This is a genomic window from Actinomadura chibensis NBRC 106107, from assembly GCF_001552135.1.
GTDB classification, from domain to species: Bacteria; Actinomycetota; Actinomycetes; order Streptosporangiales; family Streptosporangiaceae; genus Spirillospora; species Spirillospora chibensis.
The window spans coordinates 53,380-75,097 of the sequence record NZ_BCQP01000016.1 but is presented as its reverse complement, the minus strand read 5'-3'; the positions used below and the strand labels follow the sequence as shown (position 1 = coordinate 75,097).

At 73.7% G+C, this 21,718-nt stretch carries 21 protein-coding genes; 7 read left to right on the top strand and 14 right to left on the bottom strand.

Annotated elements, in window-relative coordinates:
- The first annotated feature begins 26 nt into the window (after positions 1 to 26).
- The 7 genes from ACH01S_RS09475 to ACH01S_RS09445 all read left to right on the top strand — a co-directional run bounded on the left by ACH01S_RS09475 (position 27) and on the right by ACH01S_RS09445 (position 7,450).
- Positions 27 to 803 carry an ABC transporter ATP-binding protein gene (locus tag ACH01S_RS09475; protein ID WP_246237070.1) on the top strand — a complete coding sequence of 259 codons (777 nt, stop codon included), beginning with the start codon at positions 27 to 29 and terminating at the stop codon, positions 801 to 803.
- Positions 800 to 2,332: a class I adenylate-forming enzyme family protein gene (locus tag ACH01S_RS09470; protein WP_067888024.1), complete on the top strand. Its 1,533-nt coding sequence runs from the start codon at positions 800 to 802 to the stop codon at positions 2,330 to 2,332. Before ACH01S_RS09475 ends, ACH01S_RS09470 begins: the two co-directional genes overlap by 4 nt.
- The gene (locus tag ACH01S_RS09465; protein ID WP_067888021.1) at positions 2,329 to 3,246 is read left to right on the top strand and encodes a TIGR03619 family F420-dependent LLM class oxidoreductase; all 918 of its coding nucleotides are present in this window, start codon (positions 2,329 to 2,331) and stop codon (positions 3,244 to 3,246) included. Before ACH01S_RS09470 ends, ACH01S_RS09465 begins: the two co-directional genes overlap by 4 nt.
- Positions 3,246 to 4,046 (top strand): hypothetical protein, encoded by an 801-nt coding sequence (locus tag ACH01S_RS09460; RefSeq protein ID WP_067888018.1) that lies wholly within the window; start codon positions 3,246 to 3,248, stop codon positions 4,044 to 4,046. Before ACH01S_RS09465 ends, ACH01S_RS09460 begins: the two co-directional genes overlap by 1 nt.
- A gap of 4 nt (positions 4,047 to 4,050) precedes the next feature.
- The gene (locus ACH01S_RS09455; protein WP_067888015.1) at positions 4,051 to 5,508 is read left to right on the top strand and encodes an aldehyde dehydrogenase family protein; all 1,458 of its coding nucleotides are present in this window, start codon (positions 4,051 to 4,053) and stop codon (positions 5,506 to 5,508) included.
- Between the two features lie 14 nt (positions 5,509 to 5,522).
- Positions 5,523 to 6,593, top strand: coding sequence for a zinc-binding dehydrogenase (locus ACH01S_RS09450; protein ID WP_067888011.1), 1,071 nt, complete (start codon positions 5,523 to 5,525; stop codon positions 6,591 to 6,593).
- A 269-nt stretch (positions 6,594 to 6,862) separates the two neighbouring features.
- Entirely contained in the window at positions 6,863 to 7,450 is a 588-nt protein-coding gene (locus ACH01S_RS09445) for a TetR/AcrR family transcriptional regulator (RefSeq protein ID WP_169809237.1), read from the top strand.
- Positions 7,451 to 7,495: 45 nt separating this feature from the next.
- Here the strand turns inward: ACH01S_RS09445 and ACH01S_RS09440 are convergent, their stop codons facing one another.
- From ACH01S_RS09440 to ACH01S_RS09375, 14 genes are all read right to left on the bottom strand, one after another.
- Positions 7,496 to 8,137, bottom strand: coding sequence for a TetR/AcrR family transcriptional regulator (locus tag ACH01S_RS09440; RefSeq protein WP_067888005.1), 642 nt, complete (start codon positions 8,135 to 8,137; stop codon positions 7,496 to 7,498).
- A 78-nt stretch (positions 8,138 to 8,215) separates the two neighbouring features.
- Positions 8,216 to 9,409 carry an amidohydrolase family protein gene (locus ACH01S_RS09435; RefSeq protein WP_067888002.1) on the bottom strand — a complete coding sequence of 398 codons (1,194 nt, stop codon included), beginning with the start codon at positions 9,407 to 9,409 and terminating at the stop codon, positions 8,216 to 8,218.
- A 46-nt stretch (positions 9,410 to 9,455) separates the two neighbouring features.
- Positions 9,456 to 10,529 carry an MBL fold metallo-hydrolase gene (locus ACH01S_RS09430; protein WP_067887999.1) on the bottom strand — a complete coding sequence of 358 codons (1,074 nt, stop codon included), beginning with the start codon at positions 10,527 to 10,529 and terminating at the stop codon, positions 9,456 to 9,458.
- A 119-nt stretch (positions 10,530 to 10,648) separates the two neighbouring features.
- On the bottom strand, positions 10,649 to 11,461 hold the full coding sequence (locus ACH01S_RS09425; RefSeq protein ID WP_067887997.1) for an enoyl-CoA hydratase/isomerase family protein: 813 nt from the start codon (positions 11,459 to 11,461) through the stop codon (positions 10,649 to 10,651).
- Positions 11,462 to 11,482: 21 nt separating this feature from the next.
- Positions 11,483 to 12,241, bottom strand: coding sequence for an enoyl-CoA hydratase/isomerase family protein (locus ACH01S_RS09420; RefSeq protein ID WP_067887994.1), 759 nt, complete (start codon positions 12,239 to 12,241; stop codon positions 11,483 to 11,485).
- A gap of 56 nt (positions 12,242 to 12,297) precedes the next feature.
- On the bottom strand, positions 12,298 to 13,461 hold the full coding sequence (locus ACH01S_RS09415; protein ID WP_067887991.1) for an acetyl-CoA acetyltransferase: 1,164 nt from the start codon (positions 13,459 to 13,461) through the stop codon (positions 12,298 to 12,300).
- Positions 13,451 to 13,861: a Zn-ribbon domain-containing OB-fold protein gene (locus tag ACH01S_RS09410; protein ID WP_067887989.1), complete on the bottom strand. Its 411-nt coding sequence runs from the start codon at positions 13,859 to 13,861 to the stop codon at positions 13,451 to 13,453. Before ACH01S_RS09410 ends, ACH01S_RS09415 begins: the two co-directional genes overlap by 11 nt.
- Positions 13,858 to 14,271 carry a MaoC/PaaZ C-terminal domain-containing protein gene (locus ACH01S_RS09405; RefSeq protein ID WP_067887987.1) on the bottom strand — a complete coding sequence of 138 codons (414 nt, stop codon included), beginning with the start codon at positions 14,269 to 14,271 and terminating at the stop codon, positions 13,858 to 13,860. The genes ACH01S_RS09410 and ACH01S_RS09405 overlap by 4 nt, the downstream gene beginning before the upstream one ends.
- Positions 14,268 to 14,720: an FAS1-like dehydratase domain-containing protein gene (locus ACH01S_RS09400; protein ID WP_067887986.1), complete on the bottom strand. Its 453-nt coding sequence runs from the start codon at positions 14,718 to 14,720 to the stop codon at positions 14,268 to 14,270. Before ACH01S_RS09400 ends, ACH01S_RS09405 begins: the two co-directional genes overlap by 4 nt.
- A 5-nt stretch (positions 14,721 to 14,725) precedes the next feature.
- On the bottom strand, positions 14,726 to 16,891 hold the full coding sequence (locus ACH01S_RS09395) for an acetate--CoA ligase family protein (RefSeq protein ID WP_083980494.1): 2,166 nt from the start codon (positions 16,889 to 16,891) through the stop codon (positions 14,726 to 14,728).
- Positions 16,888 to 17,640: an ABC transporter ATP-binding protein gene (locus tag ACH01S_RS09390; RefSeq protein ID WP_067887980.1), complete on the bottom strand. Its 753-nt coding sequence runs from the start codon at positions 17,638 to 17,640 to the stop codon at positions 16,888 to 16,890. Before ACH01S_RS09390 ends, ACH01S_RS09395 begins: the two co-directional genes overlap by 4 nt.
- Entirely contained in the window at positions 17,640 to 19,517 is a 1,878-nt protein-coding gene (locus tag ACH01S_RS09385; protein ID WP_083980493.1) for a branched-chain amino acid ABC transporter ATP-binding protein/permease, read from the bottom strand. The genes ACH01S_RS09390 and ACH01S_RS09385 overlap by 1 nt, the downstream gene beginning before the upstream one ends.
- A 1-nt stretch (position 19,518) precedes the next feature.
- Complete coding sequence (locus tag ACH01S_RS09380; protein WP_067887977.1) at positions 19,519 to 20,385, bottom strand: branched-chain amino acid ABC transporter permease; 867 nt, start codon at positions 20,383 to 20,385, stop codon at positions 19,519 to 19,521.
- Positions 20,386 to 20,397: 12 nt separating this feature from the next.
- Complete coding sequence (locus tag ACH01S_RS09375; protein WP_067887974.1) at positions 20,398 to 21,504, bottom strand: ABC transporter substrate-binding protein; 1,107 nt, start codon at positions 21,502 to 21,504, stop codon at positions 20,398 to 20,400.
- Positions 21,505 to 21,718 lie beyond the last annotated feature (214 nt).

Here is a 21,718-nt window from a genome sequence, read left to right as displayed (position 1 = left end):
AGCGCCCCCCGGAAGGGCAGGGCGAGGTGAGCGCGTTGCTGGACGTCCGCGGGCTGGTCGTCTCCTACGGGCCGGTCGACGCGGTTCGCGGCATCGACCTGGAGGTCGGGAAAGGGGAGACCGTCGCGCTGCTCGGCGCGAACGGCGCGGGCAAGAGCTCCACGCTCCGCGCGCTGTCCGGGCTGGTCAAGGCGCGCGGCGAGATCCGCTTCGGCGGGGCCGACCTGCGCCGCGTGTCGCCGGACGCGATCGCCCGCGCGGGGCTCGTCCACGTCCCGGAGGGGCGGATGCCGTTCCGCAGCCTCACCACCGAGGAGAACCTCCTCGTCGGGACCGTGGCGCGCGGCCGGCGCACCGCGGAGTTCACGCTGTCCGACGTCTACGACCTGTTCCCGCCGCTGACGAAGCTGCGGCGGCGCGGCTCGTGGACGCTGTCCGGCGGCGAGCAGCAGATGATGGCGATCGGCCGGGGCCTGCTCGCCGCGCCCCGCCTCCTCCTGCTGGACGAGCCGTCGCTCGGCCTCGCCCCCGCCGTCGTCGACACCGTGTACGCGGCGCTGCGCGAGGTCAGGGAGAGGATCTCCGTCCTGGTCGTGGAGCAGAACGCCGGGCTGGCCCTCGGGCTCTGCGAACGCGCCTACGTGCTCGCCGCCGGGGAGATCGCCATGAGCGGACCGGCGGCCGAGCTCGCCGACCGGGAGAGCCTGCTCGCCTCCTACCTCGCCCGCGAGTCCGACGCCGACCACGCCGCCGACCGCGAGGTCCATCACGACGCCCACCACGACGAGAGGCAGGCTGGATGACCACCCTCTTCGACATCATCGCCGGGCACGCCGGGACCGACCCCGACCGCCTCGCGCTGCTCACCGAGCGGGACGGCGTCCGCACCTACGGCGAGCTGGCCGAGAACGCGTCCGCGCTGGCCGCCGCGCTGCGCGTCAAGCTCGGCGTCCCGGCCGGGGCGCGGATCTGCGTGTGGGCCCGGAACCGTCCCGAATGGGTGGAGACGTACCTGGCGGCGGGCGCGGCGGGGCTCGCCACCGTCGCGGCCAACCCGGAGTGGACGGACGCCGAGGCCCGCTACGTCTGCGCGCACTCCGACTCGGTCGCGGTCGTGTGCGACGCGGACCTCGCCGCCCGCGCGGTCGCGCTCGCCGCCGAGATCCCGGGCCTGGCGCACGTGATCGCGCTGCCGGACGACGAGGGCGGCGCGCCGCCGCCGTCGGCCGTCTCCTACGCCGAGCTGCTCGCCACCGCGCCGCCGCCGGACGCCCGCCCGCGCCGGGACGCGTCCGCGTCGGCCCCGCTGCTCATGTACACCTCCGGCACCACCACCGGACGCCCCAAGGCGGTGGTGTCGGAGCCGAACGCCGCGACCGGGATCGACTACAACGAGATGTTCGGGCTCACGGCGTCCGACCGGGCGCTGGTCGTGACGCCGTTCTTCCACGGCAACGGCTTCGGCGGGCTCATGTCCGCGCTGGCCTACGGCGCGGCGGTGGTCTTCCCGCGCCGCTTCTCGGCCGGGCGGTTCTGGCGCCTCGTCGACCTCCACCGGCCCACCTACCTGTTCACGCTCGCCCCGATCGTCAACATCCTCATGGGGCGCCCCGCCGCGTGGCACGAGCGCACGCACGCGTTCCGGGTGCTGATCGTGCTCGGCTGCGCGGGCGGCGCGCCCGCGATCGAGGAGCGGTTCGGCGCGCCCGTCATCGACTGGTACGGCATGACCGAGGCGGGCATGGGCACCTACACCCGGCTGGACGAGCCGCGCCGCCCCGGCTCGGCGGGCCGCCCGTTCCCCGGCTCCGGCATGGCGATCGTCCGCTCCGACGGGACGCCCGCCGCGCCCGGCGAGACCGGCGAGGTCGTCTTCGACCGCGCGAAGATCGGCTTCGCGGGCTACCTCAAGGACGCGGAGGCCACCGCGTCCGCGCTGGACGAGCGCTGGTTCCACACCGGCGACCTCGGCTACTTCGACGACGACGGCTACTTCTTCTTCGTCGACCGCAAGAAGGACATCGTGCGGCGCGGCGGGGAGAACATCTCCTCGATCGAGGTCGAGTCGGTGCTGCGGGAGCATCCGGGGGTCGCGGAGGCGGCGGTGCTGGCCGTCCCGGACCCGGTGCTCGGCGAGCGCGTCATGGCGTTCGCGGTCGCCGCCGACCCGGCCTCACCGCCCGCCGTGGACGAGGTGCGGAGCTTCGCCGGGGAGCGGCTCGCGCACTTCAAGGTCCCCGAGGACGTCGTCTTCATCGACCGGATGCCGCGCACCGCCACCGGCAAGATCGAGAAGTTCCGGCTCCGCGACCGCTTGGGGGAGCCCAGATGAACGGGTTGACGTTCGGGCTCCAGTTGCCCGTGCAGGCGCAGTCCACGCTGTTCGCCCAGCCGTGGGAGCGCGACGCGGGGCCCGCCGAGATCGCCGCCGTCGCGCAGGCGTGCGACGCGCACGGGTTCGGCTACGTCGCGGTGTGCGACCACGTCGCGATCCCGCGCGAGCACGCCCCGCGCATGACGACGACCTGGTACGACACGGTCGCGACGCTCGGCTGGCTCGCCGGGATCACGCGGCGGGTGAAGCTGCTGTCGCACGTGTACGTCGTCGCGTACCGCCACCCGCTGCTGACGGCGAAGGCGTTCGCGACGCTGGACGCGCTGTCGGGCGGCCGGGCCGTGCTCGGCGTCGGCGCCGGGCACCTCGAAGGCGAGTTCGCGCTGCTCGGCGTCCCGTTCGCCGAGCGCGGCCGCCGGACGGACGAGGCCGTCCGCGCCGTCCGGGCCAAGTTCGCCGACGAGTGGGGCGGCGGGGACGGCGGCCAGCGTCCGCGCCCCGTCCAGCCGGGCGGCCCGCCGATCTGGATCGGCGGCTCGTCGCCCGCCGCGATCGACCGGGCCGCGCGGCTCGGCGACGGCTGGCTGCCGCAGGGCCCGCCGCCCGAGGGGACCGCCGCCGCCGTGGCCGCGCTGCGCGCCCGGCTCGCGGCGGCCGGACGCGCGGACGCCCCGTTCGTCGTCGGCGGCGGCATGCACGTGTACGTGGGCGTCCCGCACGACGGCGTCCCGGAGCGCGCCGTGACCGGGGAGCCGGAGAAGATCGCCGCGCTGCTGCGGGCGGAGGCCGAGCTGGGCGTCACGCACGTGCAGCTCTCGTTCCCGGTCCGCGGGCACGAGGAGCTCGTCGACCAGATCGCCGCGTTCGCGCACGAGGTCATGCCGCTCGCCGGCGGCGGAGGGGAAGGCTGATGGACGACTACCCGGTCAAGGTCGGCGCGATGCTGTTCACGATGGTGGACCCGCACCGCGGCCACGAGGTCGCCTACAACCGCTGGTACGAGCGCGACCACTTCTACGCGGGCGTCATGGACGGCCCGCACGCCCTAGCCGGGGGCCGCTGGGTCGCGACCCGCGCCCTCAAGGACCTGCGCTTCCCGGAGGAAAGCCCGTTCGCGGAGCCGCTCGACGCGGGCTCCTACCTGTCGGTCTACTGGTACCTGAAGGGGAAGGTGGACGAGCACACCGCCTGGGCGGGGGAGCGCGTCTGGTGGCTGTACGACAACGGCCGCGGCTTCGCCGAGCGGTCGCACGCGCACACCGGCATCTACACGTTCGAGTCGGCCCGGTACGCCGACGACGACGGCGTCCCGATCGAGCTGGCGCTCGACCACGGCTACAAGGGCCTCGCGGTGATCGTCGCCGAACCGGCGGACGGCGGCACGGCGGACGGCCTGCGCGCCCATCTCGACGACGGCCCGGCCGCCGGGCTGCTCGCCGCCGACGGGGTGGACACGGTCTCGTCCTGGACGCCGCGCTCGGGCCCGACCGGCAACGGCGGCGGCTCGCCGATGGCGCTGGGCACGACGGGCGGGAGCGCGGAACGGGTCGTCCAGCTCGTGTTCATGGAGCGCGACCCGCGCGAATGCTGGGACGCCGTCCGCGCCTACGCGAAGGCGGTCGAGGCGGGCGGCGCCGGACGCGTCACGTTCGCCGCCCCGTTCCTGCCGACGATCGTCGGCACCGACACCTACACCGACGAGCTGTGGTGAGCCGATGATCACCACGGAGACCCCGGCGCGGCTGTGGATCGGCGGCGAGCAGGTGGACGGGGAGGGCGGCGCCTACCCCGTCGTCAACCCGGCCACCGAGGAGGTCGTCGGGCTCGCGCCGAGCGCGTCCGCCGCCGACGCCGACCGCGCGGCCCAGGCCGCCGCCGACGCGTTCCCGGCCTGGTCCGAGACCGCGCCCGAGAAGCGCGCCGAGATCCTCGACCGGGCCGCCGACCTGCTGGAGGCCCGCTACACCGAGCTGTTCGCGCTCGTCCAGGCCGAGACCGGCGCGACGACCGCGATGACCCGTACCGCGCAGGTGCCCGCCGCCATCGCGCGGCTGCGCCGCTACGCGCGCTCGGCGGTGGCCTCGCCCGAGGTCCCGCTGCCGCCCGCGCCCGACCCGGTCGGCCGCGGCGGGCTCGTCAACGCGATGGCCGTCCGGCAGCCGGTCGGGGTGGTCGCGTGCGTGACGTCCTACAACGTGCCGCTCACCAACGTCGTCGGCAAGATCGGCCCGGCGCTCGCGGTCGGCGCGACGGTCGTCGTCAAGCCCGCGCCGCAGGACCCGCTGGGCGTGATCGCGCTGGTCGGCGCGCTGCACGAGGCGGGCATGCCGCCCGGCGCGGTCAACCTCGTGGTGGCGCCGGGGCCGGAGCCGTCCGAGGCGCTCGTCGCGTCGCCGCACGTCGACATGGTGAGCTTCACCGGCAGCACGGCGGTCGGCACCGCGATCGCCGAGGCGGCCGGGCGCGACTGCAAGCGCCTCCTCCTCGAACTCGGCGGCAAGGGCGCGAGCCTCGTCTTCGACGACGCCGACCTCGACGCCGCGGCGCGCGGCACCGCGAGCACCTACACGTTCCACTCCGGGCAGATCTGCACCGCGCCGACCCGGCTGATCGTCCAGCGCCGCGTGTACGAGCAGGTGGTGGAGCGGCTGGCGGCCATCGCGGGGGCGCTGCCGGTCGGCGACCCGGCCGCGCCGGACACGGTCGTCGGCCCGGTGATCAGCGGCGCGCACCGGGAGCGGGTCGAGTCCTACGTCCGGGCCGGTACGGCCGACGGCGGGACGGTCGTCGCGGGCGGCGCCCGCCCGCCCCTCGACCGCGGCTTCTACGTCGCGCCGACGCTGATCGCGGGCTGCGCGCCCGATTCGCGGGCCGTCCGGGAGGAGATCTTCGGCCCGGTCGTCGTGGCGCTGCCGTTCGACGACGAGGAGGAGGGGATCGCGCTCGCGGGCGGCACCGACTTCGGGCTGTACGACTACGTCTGGTCGCGGGACACCGTCCGCGCGATGCGCGTGGCGCGGCGGCTGCGCGCCGGGAACGTCGGGATCAACACGGTCGCCCGCAATCCGGAGACCCCGTTCGGCGGATTCAAGAAGAGCGGCGTGGGACGGGACGGCGGCGACTTCGCCCTCCACGCCTACACCGAACTCCAGAGCCTGGTATGGCCGGGATGAACGGGAGGGGCACGATGCGCGGCATCGTTTGGACGGGCGAACTGGAGGTCCGCGACGACGTCGCGGTCCGGGCGCCGGGGCCACGGGAGGTGGCCGTCCGGGTCCACCGGGCGGGCCTCTGCCACAGCGACGTGTCGGTCGTGAACGGGACGATCCCGTTCCCCACCCCCGTCGTCATGGGCCACGAGGGCGCCGGGGTCGTCGAGGAGGTCGGGCCCGCCGTCTCCCACGTCGAGCCCGGCGACCACGTGGTGCTGACGACGCTCGGCAACTGCGGGCGGTGCGCCGCCTGCGACCGCGGCGAGCCGACGCACTGCCGCGCCTCGCTCGGCGTCCGCGCCGACCGCTTCACCCTGGACGGCGCGCCCGCCTACCAGTTCGCGAACGCCGGGGTGTTCGCCGAGCGGACGGTCGTGCACGAGTCGCAGGCCGTCGTGATCGACCCGGACGTGCCGCTCGACGCCGCCTGCCTGATCGGCTGCGCCGTGCTGACCGGCGCGGGCGCCGTGCTGAACCGCGCGAGGGTGCGGCCCGGCGACACGGTGCTGGTCGTCGGCGCGGGCGGGATCGGGCAGTCGGTCGTCCAGGCGGCGCGGATCGCGGCCGCCGGGCGGATCGTCGTGGTGGACGCCAACCCCGCCAAGGAGGAGACGGCCCGCCGGTTCGGCGCGACCGACTTCGTCGACGCGTCCGCGGTGGCCGACGTGCCCGCCGCCGTCCGCGACCTCGGCCTGCCGGACGGCGTCGACCACGCCTTCGAGTGCGTCGGGCATCCGTCCCTGATCAGGCAGGCGGTCGACCTGCTGGCCTGGGGCGGGACGTGCGTGCTGCTCGGCGTCCCGCCGCGCGACGCCGAGGCCGCGTTCCAGGTCGCGTCGCTGTACCAGAACAAGTCGATCCTCGGCTGCCGGTACGGGGCGGCGCGTCCGCAGCACGACATCCCGCTGCTGGTCGGCCTGTACCGGGCCGGGCGCTTCGACCTGGACGCCATGGTGAGCCGCGTCTACGACCTCGCCGGGATCGGCGCGGCGATCGACGACCTCGCCGGGGGCCGCCTGAACCGCGGGGTGCTCGCCCTCGCCTGAGCGGCGCACCGGCCGCGGCACCGGCCAAGGGTGACATCAGTGAATCTTCGCGCGAAACCCTACGTCGCGGGCGTTACCCGGCACCGGCCGGTGATCTCGCATACACACATGTCATTAGCGTGTAAGCTCCATGCTCGCACGGCCCGGCGGGACGGGCCGGCGCCGCCGGCGCGCCGCGCGCCGGGGACCGACAGGCGTCGAAGTCGAGGGGGTCGAGCCCGTTGGCCGAACCGGTTCCGGCCGGCCAGGAGAGCGGACTCCGGTCGAGGTTGACCGAGGCCGGCCTGGCGGCGTTCGCCCGCCACGGCTACGCCAAGACCACGGTCGACGACGTGATCCGGCAGGCCGGCACGTCCCGGGCGACGTTCTACCGGTACTTCGAGAACAAGCGCGCCCTGTTCCACGAGCTGAGCGGCGACTGCTTCCGCGAGCTGCGGGCGCTCGCCGACCGGCTCGGCGCGCTGCGCCCCGAGGAGGACGCCCGCGCCCGGCTGCGGCTGTTCCTCGCCGACTACGACGCGCTGCACGTCCGGTTCAGCGGCGTGATCAGGGCGTGGACCGACAACGTCGCCCCGCTCGACCCGGAGCTGGCCAAGGAGGCCGACACCGCGTTCGTCAAGCTCGTCACCGCGTTCTGCGGCCCGATCGACGCGGCCGGGACCACCTCCGACGTCCCGACCGAGCTGCGCGCCGCCCTGCTGTACGTGGTGGTCGAGCGGATCCACTTCTACGCCCGCTCGCAGTACTCCGACATCGACATCGACCGCCTGCACGACACGCTCGCGGTGATGATCCAGCGGGCGTTCTTCGGCGGCGGCGTCCCGACCGGCGCCCGGCTGCGCATCGGCGGCCGCTGATCCGCCCTCCGCGCCCGCCGAGCGGCGCGGGTCAGGCGGCGCGGGTCAGGCGGCGGACGCGGCGGGGGCGCCGAACAGCGAGCGGTGGACGAACTCGGTGAGCACGGTGACGATCTCGCGGTAGCTGGCGACGAGCGAGCCGTAGTAGTAGGTGAAGTTCGTCCGTTCGAGCGTCGCGTAGATGACGAGCGCCGCGAGGTTCGGGTCGATCCCGATCGCGTCGCTCTCCCGGATGCGGGCGGCGAGGATCCGGCGGTACTCGCCGAGCATCTCGACGCCGTTGCGGGCGATGTCCTCCGAGGCGGCCTGCGCCTCGACCAGCGCCCGGAACATCGGCATGTGCCGCTGCTGGTGGTCGCAGAAGCGGCGGACCCACGCCTCCAGCTCCGCCCGCCCCGCCGGGCCGGGCGTCAGCGGGCCGAGCGTGCGCAGGACGTCCGCGAGCCCGGTACGGGTCGGCTCCAGCGCCTCCCAGAGCACGTCGGTCTTGTCGGTGAAGTACAGGTAGAAGGTGCCGTAGGACGTCCCCGCGCGCTCGGCGATCCGGGCGATGCGCGCGTCGTGGTAGCCGTGCGCGGTGAACTCCTCCACGGCGGCGTCGAGCAGCAGCGCGGCCGTGCGGCGTCCCCGCGGCCGGGACGGCCGGTCCTCGGCGGGCGGCTGCTGGGCTTGGCTGTCGTCGTCCACGTGTCGACCCTAGAGGATTCCGGAGTGGGAAACGGACCCCCACCAGCGGAAGAGGGGCGGGGGTCCGTGCTCGTGCGATCAGGCGGAGACGCCGAGCAGGCCCATCATGTTGCCGCCCATGATCTTGCGGATGTCCGCGTCGGCGAGGCCCTGGAGCTCGTCCACGTAGGACAGCGGGTCGGCGAGCCCCTCCACGTGCGGGTAGTCGGAGCCGAAGATGATGTGGTCGGAGCCGAGCAGGTCGATCAGGCCGCGCGGGTCCTCCTCGTGGAACGGGTGCATCCAGAAGTTCCGCTTGAACGTCTCGGACGGCTTCTCCGGGAACACCTGCGGCATCGTCCCGTAGGTCTCGTCGAGGTGCTCCAGCAGGTGCGGCACCCAGCCCGCGCCGTTCTCGATCAGCGCGATCCGGACGCCGGGGTGCCGCCACAGCGCGCCGTGGAAGATCATCGAGGTGACGGCGTCCTGGATCTCGCGGTGCGCGTTGCGCATCGCCGCGGTGAACGGCTTCGGCTGCGCGAACGCCTGCATTTCGAGCTGCGTGCCCTCCCACTCGTTCCAGTAGCGGTTGTAGCCGCTGTCGGAGGCGTGGAAGACGACGAGCGTGCCGGACTCCTCGATGAGCTTCCAGTACGGGTCGTACTCGGGCAGGGCGAACGAGCGCGGCCCCTGGTAGCCCCACGCGGGCGCGGGACGCATGAGCACGACCTTGGCGCCCTTGTCGAGCACCCATTCGAGCTCGGCGATGGCCTTGTCCACCAGGCCGGGCGTGATGATCGGCGTGGAGAAGATGCGGCCCTCGTGGGCGAACGGCCAGTCCTCCGACATCCAGCGGTTGAGGGCGTGGATGGCGGCGGAGCACAGGTCGGGGTCGTCCCGCATGCGCTCCTCGACGAGGCTGGCGAGCGTCGGCATCATCAGCGAGTAGCCGAGGCCGAGCTCGTCCATCAGCTCAAGCCGCGGCCCCGCCTCGCGGAAGGCGGGCGGGCAGTCGATGCCCCGGCCGATGATCTGCCGGATGCTCTTGCCCTCGGGGTTGCCGTGCTTGAAGTACTCCTCCTGGGCGCCCGGCTTGCCGACGCGGTCGAACGTCGGGTTCGGGATGTAGTCGCTGATGTGCCCGCGGACGACGATCTTCGTGCGGCCGTGGACGTCGACGTAGTCGATGGCGCCCTTGTACTCCTCCGGCAGGTGCCTGGTCAGCGCTTCGCGCGTCTCGTACAGGTGGTTGTCGGCGTCGAACACCGGGAAGCCGAGTTGGCGAGATGGCATGCGGACCTCCTCCTCAGTCCCTCTAATCTATCAGACGACTGGTAGGTTACAAGGTGCCGGGGAGCAGCTCGGGCGGCCACCAGCGCTCGGGTCTGCCGCCCGATCTGACCAGCCGTCCGCGCTGTTCGAGCAGGAGCATGTGGGCGAGCGTCTCGCCGGTGGCGGCGCGCTTGGAGTGCGTGTCGAAGGACGTCCAGGGGCGCGACCAGGTGAGCCCGCTGCTGATCTGCCAGCAGTCCGCGCCGGGCCGCTCGCGCAGCGCCTTCTCGATCTCCTCCAGCCGCTCCTCGTGGTGCTCCAGCAGGTGCGCGACGCGTCCCGGCAGGTCGGCGAAGCGGTACTCGTGGGCGGGCAGGACGTCCCGGACGTCCAGCCCGGCGACCCTGCGCAGCGAGTCGAAGAAGTCCTGCAGCGGGTTCGCGCGCTGCTGCGGGTGCATCGAGATGTTCGGCGTGATCTTCGGCAGCACGTGGTCGCCGGAGAACAGCAGCCCGCGGCCGGGGTCGGTGAAGCACAGGTGGCCGGGGGAGTGGCCGGGCGTCCAGACCGCGCGCAGGTCCCAGCCGGGCAGGCCCAGGCGCTGGCCGTCCTCGATGAGGCGGTCGGGCCGCGCGACCGAGACGAAGCGGCGCATGCCCATCGACGCGCGGGCGAGCTCGCGGGCCTGCTCGTCCGGGGTGCCGATGCGCTCCAGCAGGACGCGGTTGTCCTCGATCAGGGTGTCGACGTCGTCGTAGCGGACTTCGAGCAGCGCCGCGTCCGCCGGGTGCAGGCCGACCCACGCGCCCGACTCCTCGCGGATGCGGTGGGCCAGCCCGTAGTGGTCGGGGTGGATGTGCGTGACCAGCACCGCGCGGACGTCGGCGACGCCGAACCCGGCCGCGCCGAGCCCGGCGGTGAGCGCGTCCCACGCCTCGCCGGTGTCCCAGCCCGCGTCGATGACGGCCACGCCGTCCGGCAGTTCCAGCGCGTAGACGAGGACGTAGCGCAGCGCCTCCAGCGGCAGCGGGACGGGGATCGACCACAGCCCGCCGCCCAGATCCTCGACCGGCGGGATCAGCCTGCGCCGCCACGCCTCCCACTGCACGCGGGACACCGGCCCCGGCTCGTGTTCACTCATCGGTGGATTCCCTCGCTCCGACGGCCGTCGCCCGGTCTCTCGAATATACCAGCCGTCTGGTAGGTAACGAGATCGTCGGGGCGGGGACCGGCGGGCCGGGGCCGCCGGTCCCGGCGCGCTCAGCGGCCCTGGAACTTGGGCTTGCGCTTCTCCACGAACGCGGCGGCCGCCTCCTTGTGGTCCTCGCTGACGAACGTCGCGCCCTCCAGCAGCAGGCCGCTCTCCAGCGTGAGCGCCATCCGCTCCCGGACGATCTTGTTCAGCGTCGCCTTCGTGCCCTGCACGGCGAGCGGCGCGCCGTCGGCCAGCTTGCGCGCGACGCGCTCGCTCTCGGCGGCGAGGTCGGCCGCCGGGACGGCGCGCAGCACCATCCCGTAGCGGGCCGCCTCCGCGCCGGTCAGCGGCTCGCCGGTGAGCAGGTGGTAGCGGGCGGCGCCGAGCGGCATCAGCAGCGGCCAGGCGACCGCGCCGCCGTCCCCGGCCACGAGCCCGACGCTTACATGGCTGTCGGCGATCTTCGCGTCCTCGGCCGCGACGACGACGTCGCAGAACAGCGCGATCGTCGCGCCGAGCCCCATCGCGTAGCCGTGCACGGCCGCGACGATCGGCTGCGGCACGGCGAGGATCGTGTCGAGGATCTCCGTCGCCTTCAGCGTGCCGAGGACGCGGCTCGCGGGCGGCGGCTGCTCGGCGGCGGTCGTCCACTCGTTGAAGCTCTTGACGTCACCGCCCGCGCAGAACGCCCGTCCCTCGCCGCGCAGCAGGACCGCGCCGACCGAGTCGTCGTCGGCGACGAGCCGCAGCACCTCCGACAGCTCCCGCTCCAGCCCGCCGCCCATGGCGTTGAGGCGGTCCGGGTTGTTCAGGGAGACGGTCAGCAGCCGGTCGTCCTGCGTCACGAGGACCTTGGTGAAGCTCCCGTAGTCGGGCACGTGCTCTCCTGTTCCGCGCGGTCAGCGCTTCATCTCGTCGATCTTCGCGGCGCGCGCCGCCGCGCGGCCGGGGGCGCCGAGCGCCGCCTCCTGCGCCCGCGCCTCCTCCTCCAGTTGCTCGGCCAGGTGCGCCCGCGCCGCGCCCGCGAGCAGCCGCTTCGTCAGCGGGACGGCGAGCCCCGGACGGCCCGCGAGCCGGGCGGCGAGGTCGAGCGTCCGCGGCACCAGCGCCACCGGCTCCACGACCTCGGTGACGAGCCCCCAGTCGAGGGCCTCCGCCGCGGTGAGGCGGCGCCCGGTGGTGAGCAGCTCGAACGCGCGGGCGTAGCCGAGCAGCCGGGCCAGGTAGTAGGAGCCGCCGCCGTCCGGGACGAGCCCGATGTCGGCGAACGCCGGGACGAACCGCGCCGCGTGCGAGGCGATCCGCAGGTCGGCGGCGCAGGCGAGGGACAGCCCGAACCCGGCCGCCGGGCCGTTCACGGCGGCGATCACCGGCTTCTCCAGCGCGGCCATCGCCAGCATGTCGGCGTTGAACGTGGCGCGCAGCCCGCCCGCCGGACGGGTCGCGTCCGGCCGCCGCGCCGCCTTCAGGTCGGCGCCCGCGCAGAAGCCGCGCCCGGCGCCGGTGAGGACGACCGCGCGGACCGCCGGGTCCGCGGCCTCCCGCCAGGCCGCCGCCATGCCCTCGACGACCGTGTCGTCGACGGCGTTCAGCACTTCGGGACGGTTCAGCGTCACCAGCAGCACGCTGCCGTAGCGTTCGGTCAGCACGGCCGTCATCCGGCGCGTCCTCCTTCGTGTCGGGGAGGCGCCGCGCACCGAGACCAGCTCGACGGTCAAAGGGTCGCCTCCGTTCCGAGCAGGGCGGTCACCTGGGACGAGAGCTGGCCGCCGTTGCCGTGCGCGAGCGCCACCTCGGCGCCGTCCCGCTGCCGCTCGCCGCACTCGCCGCGGAGCTGGCGCACCGCCTCGATGATCGTGAAGATGCCGAACATTCCCGGATGGCAGTACGACAGGCCGCCGCCGCTCGTGTTGACCGGCAGCTCGCCGCCGGGCGCGATCCGCCCGCCGGACACGAACGCGCCGCCCTCCCCCTTCGCGCAGAACCCGAGGTCCTCCAGGAACAGGACGGTGTTGACGGTGAACGCGTCGTACACCTGCACGACGTCCACGTCGGACGGCCCGAGCCCCGCCATCGCGTACGCCCGCGCCGACGACTCGGTCGCGGCGGTGACGGTCAGGTCCGGCATCTCCGAGATCGTCCGGTGCCAGTGCGCCTCCCCGGCGCCGAGCAGGTAGACCGGCGGCTTGCGGGCCGCCCGCGCCCGCTCCGGCGTGGTGACGACGACCGCGCCGCCGCCGTCGGTCACGAGGCAGCAGTCCAGCTTGGACAGCGGGCTGGAGATGACGCGGCTGTTCAGGACGTCCTCGACGGTCAGCGGTCCGCGCTCGAACGCCACCGGGTTGAGCTGCGCCCACTTGCGCGCCGCCACCGCCACCTCGGCGAGCTGCTCGCGGGTCGTCCCGTACTGGTGCATGTGCCGGGACGTGGCCAGCGCGTACCCGGTGATCGGCTGGCGCGGCCTGAACGCGGCCTCGTAGGACGGCAGCTCCGGCGGGCCCATGCCGAGCCGGGCCCGGCCGGAGTCGGCGCGCGGCGTGCTCCCGTAGACGAGCAGGGCGACCTCGCACGCGCCGGACGCGATCGCGAGCGCGGCGTGGTGCAGGAACGACACGAACGCGCTGCCGCCGACCATCGTCCCGTCGCTGTAGCGGGGCCTGATCCCGAGGTACTCGCCGACGTCGAGCGGGGCCATGCCGCGCCCGGCGATCGCGGTGAACAGGCCGTCGACGTCGTTCTTCGCCAGGCCCGCGTCGTCCAGGGCCCGCGCGGCGGCCTGGGCGGCGAGGTCGATGGCGTACCGGCCGGGGCCGACCTCGCCGAGGTCGGACTCGGCCACCCCGGCGATCGCGGCCTTGCCGCGCAGGTCAGGAGCCATCACGCGCCTCCTCCGGGACGAACTCCTCCGGGACGAACACCGGGCGCGGCTCGCGGTCCCCGTCGCGGGGCTCGACGCGCGCCCGGACCCGCATGCCGATGCGGACGGCGTCCGCCGGGACGCCGACGACGGAGCTCATCATGCGGAAGCCCTCGTCCAGATCCACGAGCGCGACCGAGTACGGCTCGGCGTCGCGGCGGGCGAGGGCGCTCGTCGCGTACACCGTGCCGAGCCCGGCGCTCTCCCGCCAGGCGAGCCGCCCGCTCCCGCAGCCGGGGCAGGTCACCCGCGGATGGAACACCGCGGTCCGGCAGTCGTCGCACCGCTGGTAGGCGAGGACGCCCTTGTCGAGCCGCTCGACGTAGCCCTTGTGCGGGGCCGGTTCCACCGGTTCGCTCACTTCTCCTCCTCGGTGTGGACGGCGGCGGTGGCGGTGCCGCGCAGCACGACCGCGCGCTCGCCGTCCGGGGACTCGCGCTCTACCCGCAGCTCGGCCCGCGCGAGGCCGTCCTCGGTGGCGCCGGTGATCTCGCCGGACAGGATCAGCGTGTCGCCCGGCCACACCTGCGCGACGTACCGGACGCCGTAGCTGCGCAGGTTCCGGCGGCCGAGCCAGTCGCAGACGAAGCCGGACAGGATCCCGGCCGTCAGCAGCCCGTGCCCGAACACCGACGGGTACCCGGCGGACGCGGCGAAGCCGTCGTCGTGGTGGATCGGGTTGAAGTCGCCGCCCGCGCCCGCGTAGCGGACGAAGTCCGTCCTGGTCAGCGGGCCGACCCTGACCTCGGCCGCCGCCGTCCGCGTTCTCACGAGGCGGCTCCGAGCTCGATCATCGTGCCGCGCAGCCGCAGCACGGTCTCGCCGCGCTGGTTGACGAACGTGTTCTCCCTGATGATCAGCGTCATCGGGCCGCGGCCGCCCCGCTTCTCGACCATGTCCACGACGCGGCCGTGGACGGTCAGCACGTCCCCGGCGACGATGTCGCCCAGGTACTCCCAGTCGGCACCGCCCGCGAGCACCCGCTTGAGGTCGACGCCGAGGTCGTCCTCGACGGAGGTCTTCGGCGCCCAGTGCTGCCCGACCGCGCTGAACGTCGGCGGGACGGGCACGTCCGCGTACCCGGCCGCGCGGGCCGCCGCCCGGTCGGTGTACACCGGGTCGGACGCCCGCACCGCCAGCGCGAACTCGGCGATCTTCCCGCGCTCCACCTCGATGGTGTACGGCGGCCACTCGAAGCCGATCTTGCCGAAGTCGGCCATCGCGGTCAGCCCTCCCCGTCCGCGGGCTCGTCGGCGAGGACGATCAGCGCGTCCGCCGCCACGGCGGCGCCGCCCGCCACCCGCACCGGGTTCACGTCCACCTCGGCGATCTCCGGGACCTCCAGCGCCAGCGCGCCGAGCCCGGTCATCGTCGCGGCGAGCAGGTCCAGCTCGCCGGGGGACAGGCCGCGCGAGCCGCCGACGAGCCGCCCGCCGAGCAGGCCCCCGATCGCGTCCCTGGCGGCGGCGGCGTCGAACGGCGGCCGCAGCAGCGCCGTCTCCGCCAGCATCTCGATCATGATCCCGCCGGGGCCGAGCGCGACCATCGGGCCGAACACCGGGTCGTGCCGCACGCCGCAGCCGATCTCCAGCCGGGCCGGGGCCATCTCCTGGACCAGCACCCCGGAGATCATCGCGTCCGGCGCGCGGCGCGCGACCTCGGCGAGCATGTCGCGGTAGGCGTCCTTCACCGCGTCCGCGCCGGACACGCCGAGCCGCAGCCCGCCGACGTCCGACTTGTGCGGAAGCTGGTACGACATGACCTTGAGCGCGACCGGGCCGCCGAGCTTCTCGGCCGCGGCGGCGACCTCGTCCGGGCCCGAGTCGCGGACGCCCCGCACGTAGATCTCCCGCGTCACCGGGATGCCGTACTCGGCCATCACCCGCTTCGCCGTCGACTCCAGCAGGACGCCCTCGCCCAGGTTGCGCGCCTCGACCAGCATCGAGCGGACGCGGCGGGCGCGGTCCTCGTCCGGGACGAACTCCGGCGTGGCGGGCGGGCGGCGCAGCGTGTGCCGGGCCAGCGCGGCGAGCGCGTCGACGACCCGCCGGGGGTCGGTGAACGTCGGCACCCCGGCCTTCTGGAAGTCCTCCAGCCAGGTGGTGCACAGCACCGCGAACGGCTTGTCCGTGGACCGGTACGTCTCGATGATCGCGTCGTTGGCGGCGCCGGGCCGCGCCCACGTCACGGTCGCGGCCATGTCCACCACCGAGCCGCCGACGACCTCGCCGAGCACCGTCTGGAACAGGTCGGGCGCGGCGGTGATCTGCGCGGTCGTGTCCACCGGGTTGGCCGCCGAGCCGTAGAACGGCTGCGGCATCTTCGCGGCGATCGCGTCCCGCTCGTCCGGCGGGAACTCCGGGACCGACAGCCCCGCCATCCCGGCGCCGTCCGCGAGCAGCACCCCGGCGCCGCCGGACGTCGTCATGATGCCGATCCGGTCGCCGCGCGGGCGGCGCCCGTCCTGGAAGATCATCCCGAGGTCGAGCATCTCCTCCATCGTGTCCGCGACGACGACGCCGTACTGGCGGCACACCGCGTCGAACACCTCTGCCGAGCCGACCACGGACGCGGTGTGGCTGAGCGCCGCCCGCGCCGCCTCCTTCGACCGCCCCGCCTTCAGCAGCACCAGCGGCTTGTCCAGCTCGGCGGCCCGCCGCGCGGTCTCGACGAACACGTCCGGGTCGCGGAGCGTCTCGCTGAACGCGAGCAGCACGCGCGTCTCGTCCCGCTCGACGAGGAAGCGCAGCACCTGGGCGATGTTGACGTCCACCTCGTTGCCGGTGCTGACGAACCAGCCGAGGCGCAGCCCGGCGAGCTGCGCCTTCTCCGCGATGTAGGAGCCGAAGCCGCCGCTCTGCGAGACGAGCGCGACCGGCCCGACCGGCGGCAGCGGCGTGCCCGGCGGCATCGCGAAGCTGGCCGCGACCCCGGCCGCCGAGCTGAGGTAGCCGATGCAGTTCGGCCCGACGACCCGGACGCCGGTGCGCACGGCGGCCCCGGCCAGCTCCCGCTGGAGCGCCGCGCCGTCCGGCCCGGCCTCGGCGAACCCGGCGGTCAGCACGACCGCGCCGCCGACGCCGCGCGCGCCGCACTGCTCGATCACCCCGGCCACGTGCTCGGCGGGCACCGCGATCACCGCGAGGTCCACCGGCCCCGGCAGGTCGGCGACCGACCGGTAGGCCCGGTCGCCCTGGACCGCCTCGTCGCGCGGATGCACCGGGTAGAGCGCGCCCTTGAAGTTCAGCGCCAGGTTCCCGTACACCTGCCCGCCGATCCGCAGCTCCTGGTTGGACGCCCCCACCATCGCTATGGAGCGCGGCGTGAACAGCCGCTCGATCCTCGTCCGCTCTTCCTGCCCCACTCCGCCTGCCTCCGTGTCGGCCGTCATCGGCTCCCCACCCCCAGGTAGATCTCGTTGATCACGGCGGTGTCGTCGAAGGACCGCGCGTCGCCCGCCGCCGCGATCCGCCCGTTGTCCACCACCGCGACGTCGTCGGCGACCCGCATCGCGTACTCCACGACCTGCTCGACCAGCAGGATCGACAGGCCGTCCGCGCGCAGCGCGGTGATCATCTCGAAGACCTCGGCGGCGATCACCGGGGCGAGGCCGGCGGACGGCTCGTCCAGCATCAGCAGCCGGGGGCCCGGCATCAGCGCCTGCGCGATCGCGAGCATCTGCTGCTGCCCGCCGGACAGGCTGCCCGCCACCGTGTGCCGCCGCTCGGCCAGCATCGGGAAGCGCTCGTACTGCCGGTCGAGGGCCTCCCGCCGCGCCGGGCTCCGCTTGCGCCCGCCCGTCCAGCGTCCGAGCCCGGTGCGGGCGAGCGTGAAGCCGCCGAGCAGCAGGTTGTCCTCGACCGTGCGCTGCCTGAAGACCTGCTTTCCCTCCTGGACGTACCCGAGTCCGGCGCGGACACGGCGGTGCGGCGCCATCCCGGTGACGTCGCGGCCGTCGAAGGTGATCGTCCCGGCGGTCACCCCGGGCGGGAACCCGGCGACCGCGTTCAGCAGGGACGTCTTGCCCGCGCCGTTGCGGCCGAGCACGGCGGTGACCCGTCCGGGCCGGACGCGCAGGTCCACGTCCCAGAGCACGCGGATGTCGCCGTAGCCGCCGCTGAGCCCGCTGACCTGGAGCATCAGCCCTCACCTCCGGTGGTCTTCCCGGCCGCCTTCGAGCCGGTGTACTCGGCGAGCACGCGCGGGTCGGCCTGGATCTCGGCCGGGGTGCCGGACACGAGCAGCCCGCCCTGGCTGAGCACGTGGATCCGGTCCGCGAGCCCGAGCACCAGCGGGAAGTTGTGCTCGACGAGGACGACCGTGCCGCCCGCGTCGCGGATCATCCGGATGGCGCGTTCCAGCCCGGCGAGGTCGCCCTCGTCCAGCCCGGAGCCGACCTCGTCGAACAGGAACACCGCCGGGCGCGCCGCGAGCGCCCGCGCGACCTCCACGAGCCGCCGCGTGCCGAGCGGGAGCGAGTCGACCTCCTGGTCGGCGACGTCCGCGATGCCGAGCAGCCCGAGCAGCCGGACGGCCTCGGCGTCGTCGACGGCGAACCCGCGGCGGAACCCGGGCAGCCGCAGCACCGCCGCCGGCACCCGGACCCGGTGCGAGACGTAGCGGCCGGTCGCGACGAACGCCTTCGTCGTCATGCCGCTCGGGATCAGCGGGGTCTGGAACGTCCGCGCGATCCCGGCGCGGGCGATCCGGTACGGCCGCTGCCCGCCGAGCTCGCGGCCGCCGAGCTCGACCGTCCCCGACGTCGGCCGGTAGAAGCCGCAGACGAGGTTGAGCAGCGTCGTCTTCCCGGACGCGTTCGGCCCGATCAGCGCGGTGACCTGGCCCGGCTCGGCGTCGACGGTCACCTCGCGGAGCGCCTGGTTGCCGCCGAACGACTTGCACAGGGCCTTCGTCCGCAGCCGCGCGCCGGGCAGCGCGCCGAGGTCGGCGGGCCCGGCGTCCGCCGGGGCGGCGGGGGCCGCGGCGGCGGCGACCGGGCCGAACCGCCGGACGATCCGCCGGACCCGGCCGCGGACGAGCCCGGTCAGGCCGTCGGCCAGCAGGATCCCGGCGACCAGCAGGAACGCGCCGTAGATGAGCAGCTGCCAGTCCTGGAACGAGCTGAACGACTGCTGCCCGAGCTGGACGATCGCCGCCCCGGCGAGCGCCCCGTAGATCGACGTGGACCCGCCGACGATGGACGCCGCGAGGATGCTCAGCGCCATCGTGAACGTGAACGTCTCCGGCGCGATGAAGCCGTCCAGCCAGGCGAACATCACGCCCGCGAGGCAGGCCGGGATCGCGCCGGTCACGTACACGAGCAGCTTCAGCCGGAACACCGAGATGCCGAGCGACCCGGCGAGCACCGGGCTCTGCTTGAGGACGAGGAACGCGTTGCCGTGCCGCGACAGGATCAGGTTCCGCGCGACGAGGAACCACACCGCCGTCACCGCGACGATCAGCATGTAGAGGGCGTCGCGGCCGAGCGGCGTCCCGAACAGGGTCGGGACGGGCGGCGCGAGCCCGTTCGCGCCGCCGGTGAACGACTCCAGCACCTTCACGAGGTTCGGGATGATCAGGACGAGGAAGAACGTCAGCATCGCCAGCGACCAGCCGCCGAGCCGCAGCCCGGGGACGCCGGTGATCAGCCCGACCACGACGGCGCAGGCGATCGCGCAGGCGACGACGACCCCGGCGTCGGTGATCCCGTGCGACACCCCGAGGTAGCCGGTGACGTAGGCGCCGACGGCGTACAGGAAGACCTGGCCGACGGCCAGCTCGCCCGCGTAGCCGAGGACGATGTTGAGCCCGCTGACCTGCAGCGCCAGGATCGCCACCAGCAGCACGGTGCGGGCCCAGTAGTCGTTCAGGCCGAGCAGCGGCGCGACCAGCACGAGCACGGTCAGCAGCGCTCCGGCGAGCGGCCTGCCGCCGCGCAGCAGCGCGGGCACGGCCGTGCTCCCGCCGCGGGGGTTCCCGCCGGGAGGGTTCTCGCGGGACGCGGACAGCGTCGTCATCTCACACCTGCCGTTCCGCCGCCCCGCCGAACAGGCCCCGGGGCCTGGTCAGCAGGATGAGCAGGAAGACCGCGAACACCACGATCTGCGGATAGGAGTCGCCCACGTAGCGGGCGGTGACCGCGTACAGCAGCCCGATCGTGAACCCGCCGATCAGCCCGCCGAGCTGGCTGCCGGACCCGCCGATCGCGATCGCGACGAACCCGAACAGCGCGAGCGTCTCGCCGAGGTGGAAGTGCGCGTAGGTGCGCCCGGCGACGAACACCGCGAACAGCCCGGCGATCAGCCCGGCCAGCGCGAACGCGCCGAGGCCGAGCGCCCGGACGTTCAGCCCCCGGGCCTGCGCCGCCTGCCGGTTCTCGGCGGTGGCGAGCGAGGCGAGGCCGAGCAGCGTCCGGCGCGACCAGAGGTGCAGGCCGACGCCGAGCGCGAGGACGAGCAGGATCAGCACCAGGTCGTTGCGCTGGATCGTGCCGCCGAGCAGCGTCAGCGGCTCCGCCGAGAACGGGGACGGGACCTTGACCGGCTCCGTCCCCCAGACCTTCGCCGCGATCCCGCCGAGCAGCGTGCCGACCCCGACCGTGGTGATCAGCGCGGCGTGCCCGCCGTGCCGGTTCAGCAGCGGCCGGATCGCGATCCGCTCCTCGACAACCGCGATGACCGCGACGGCGAGGCCGGTCAGCGGGATCGCCGCCGCGACGGGCAGCCCCCAGTCGACCAGGCAGACGTAGGCGAGGAACGTTCCGATCATGATCAGGTAGGCGTTCGCGAAGTTCACCACGCCCGAGGCCAGCAGCACGACGTTGTAGCCGATCGCCACGAGGCTGTAGAGGGCCCCGGTGGCGAGGCCCGCCCAGATGGTCGTCATCGGGCCGCCGCCTCAGTAGCCCTTGCCGGGCACGTAGAACCCGTTGGCGTCGTACGTGCCGGGCTGGACGTACTTGAACGACGTCGCGCTCGTCATCGGGAAGTGGTTGGACGGCGTGTACTCGTACTTCGTCACCTCGCCGTTCGGCCCCTTGCCGACCCACGGCGGGTTCGCGGGCGTCTTGAACCTCTCGAACGCCTTCGCGAGCTTCTGCCCGTCGGCGGTCTTCTCCTGCCCGGCCTCGTAGGCGACGAACTGGAGCAGGTCGTAGGTCGTGGTGAACACCGCGACGCCCGTCTGGGTCAGGAACTTCGCGCCGTCCGAGGACTGGAACTCCTTGATGACGGGGGCGAGCCCGGGGTGCTGGTGGTCCCCGACGAGCGAGGACGTCTGCATGATGACCTGGTAGTTCTTGATCTGCGCCGCCGTCACCTTGCCCGCGATCGGGGACGGGCTGGCGAGCTGGTCGCCGTAGGACGGCAGCGTCCAGCCGATCTGCGCCCGGCCGCGCAGCACGTACAGCACGGCGGTGCCGTAGCCGTTGACGATCAGCGCGTCCGGCTTCTGCGCGCGCAACTGCTGGAGCTGCGGCGTCATGTCGAGCGCGGTGGTGTCGTAGCTGGCGCTGACCAGCTCGATCCCGGCCTGTTTGACCGGCCCCTCGTACTGCTTGAACGAGCTCTGCCCGGTCGCGTCGTCGGAGTAGATCATCGCGACCTTCTTGTAGCCCTTCTCCTTCGCGAGCTGGACGAAGGTGGGCACGTACGCCGCGCTCGGCGGGGTGACGCCGAAGTGGTAGGGGAACTTCTTCGGGTCGTTGAGCTGGATGCTGCTCGTGGCGCCGACCGAGAGCACCTTGTCGCGGGTGAGGATCGGCAGCATCGACATCGACACCGCGCTGGACCCGCCGGGGTAGACGAGGTCCGGCTTGCCCTTGGCGAGCCGCCGCTGCAGCTCGCTGACGGCCTTCGTCGGGTTGTTCTGGTCGTTGGAGACCTCCAGTTTGATCTGGCGGCCGTCGACGCCGCCCTTGGCGTTGATGTCCTTGATCGCCGTGCGCGCGCCGGCCAGCAGGCCGCCGCCGAGGACGGCGGTCGGGCCCGAGGTGTCGATCGACACGTAGAAGACGTAGGGACCGCTGCCCGCAGAATCCCCGGAGCCGCCTCCACATGCCGCAACGGTGCCGACAATTGTTCCCAGCGCCATTGTGCCGAGAATTCTCCTGCCCCGTTTCAGAGCAAGCATGACGTCCTCCGCTCTACCAGGATTCTGTCAAGTGAATGTGGTTCAGTCTTGTGTAACATCCGGCCTGCCGGGCGTCAACGGTCCGGCG

Excerpts from the sequence above, each read along its gene's own strand:
- ACH01S_RS09395 (WP_083980494.1), bottom strand. The coding sequence starts at position 16,891 with ATGACGGCCGACACGGAGGCAGGCGGAGTGGGGCAGGAAGAGCGGACG.
- ACH01S_RS09465 (WP_067888021.1), top strand. The coding sequence starts at position 2,329 with ATGAACGGGTTGACGTTCGGGCTCCAGTTGCCCGTGCAGGCGCAGTCC.
- ACH01S_RS09430 (WP_067887999.1), bottom strand. The coding sequence starts at position 10,529 with ATGAGTGAACACGAGCCGGGGCCGGTGTCCCGCGTGCAGTGGGAGGCG.
- ACH01S_RS09390 (WP_067887980.1), bottom strand. The coding sequence starts at position 17,640 with ATGCTCCAGGTCAGCGGGCTCAGCGGCGGCTACGGCGACATCCGCGTG.
- ACH01S_RS09385 (WP_083980493.1), bottom strand. The coding sequence starts at position 19,517 with ATGACGACGCTGTCCGCGTCCCGCGAGAACCCTCCCGGCGGGAACCCC.
- ACH01S_RS09400 (WP_067887986.1), bottom strand. The coding sequence starts at position 14,720 with ATGGCCGACTTCGGCAAGATCGGCTTCGAGTGGCCGCCGTACACCATC.
- ACH01S_RS09420 (WP_067887994.1), bottom strand. The coding sequence starts at position 12,241 with ATGACGGCCGTGCTGACCGAACGCTACGGCAGCGTGCTGCTGGTGACG.
- ACH01S_RS09435 (WP_067888002.1), bottom strand. The coding sequence starts at position 9,409 with ATGCCATCTCGCCAACTCGGCTTCCCGGTGTTCGACGCCGACAACCAC.
- ACH01S_RS09450 (WP_067888011.1), top strand. The coding sequence starts at position 5,523 with ATGCGCGGCATCGTTTGGACGGGCGAACTGGAGGTCCGCGACGACGTC.
- ACH01S_RS09460 (WP_067888018.1), top strand. The coding sequence starts at position 3,246 with ATGGACGACTACCCGGTCAAGGTCGGCGCGATGCTGTTCACGATGGTG.
- ACH01S_RS09415 (WP_067887991.1), bottom strand. The coding sequence starts at position 13,461 with ATGGCTCCTGACCTGCGCGGCAAGGCCGCGATCGCCGGGGTGGCCGAG.
- ACH01S_RS09380 (WP_067887977.1), bottom strand. The coding sequence starts at position 20,385 with ATGACGACCATCTGGGCGGGCCTCGCCACCGGGGCCCTCTACAGCCTC.
- ACH01S_RS09470 (WP_067888024.1), top strand. The coding sequence starts at position 800 with ATGACCACCCTCTTCGACATCATCGCCGGGCACGCCGGGACCGACCCC.
- ACH01S_RS09455 (WP_067888015.1), top strand. The coding sequence starts at position 4,051 with ATGATCACCACGGAGACCCCGGCGCGGCTGTGGATCGGCGGCGAGCAG.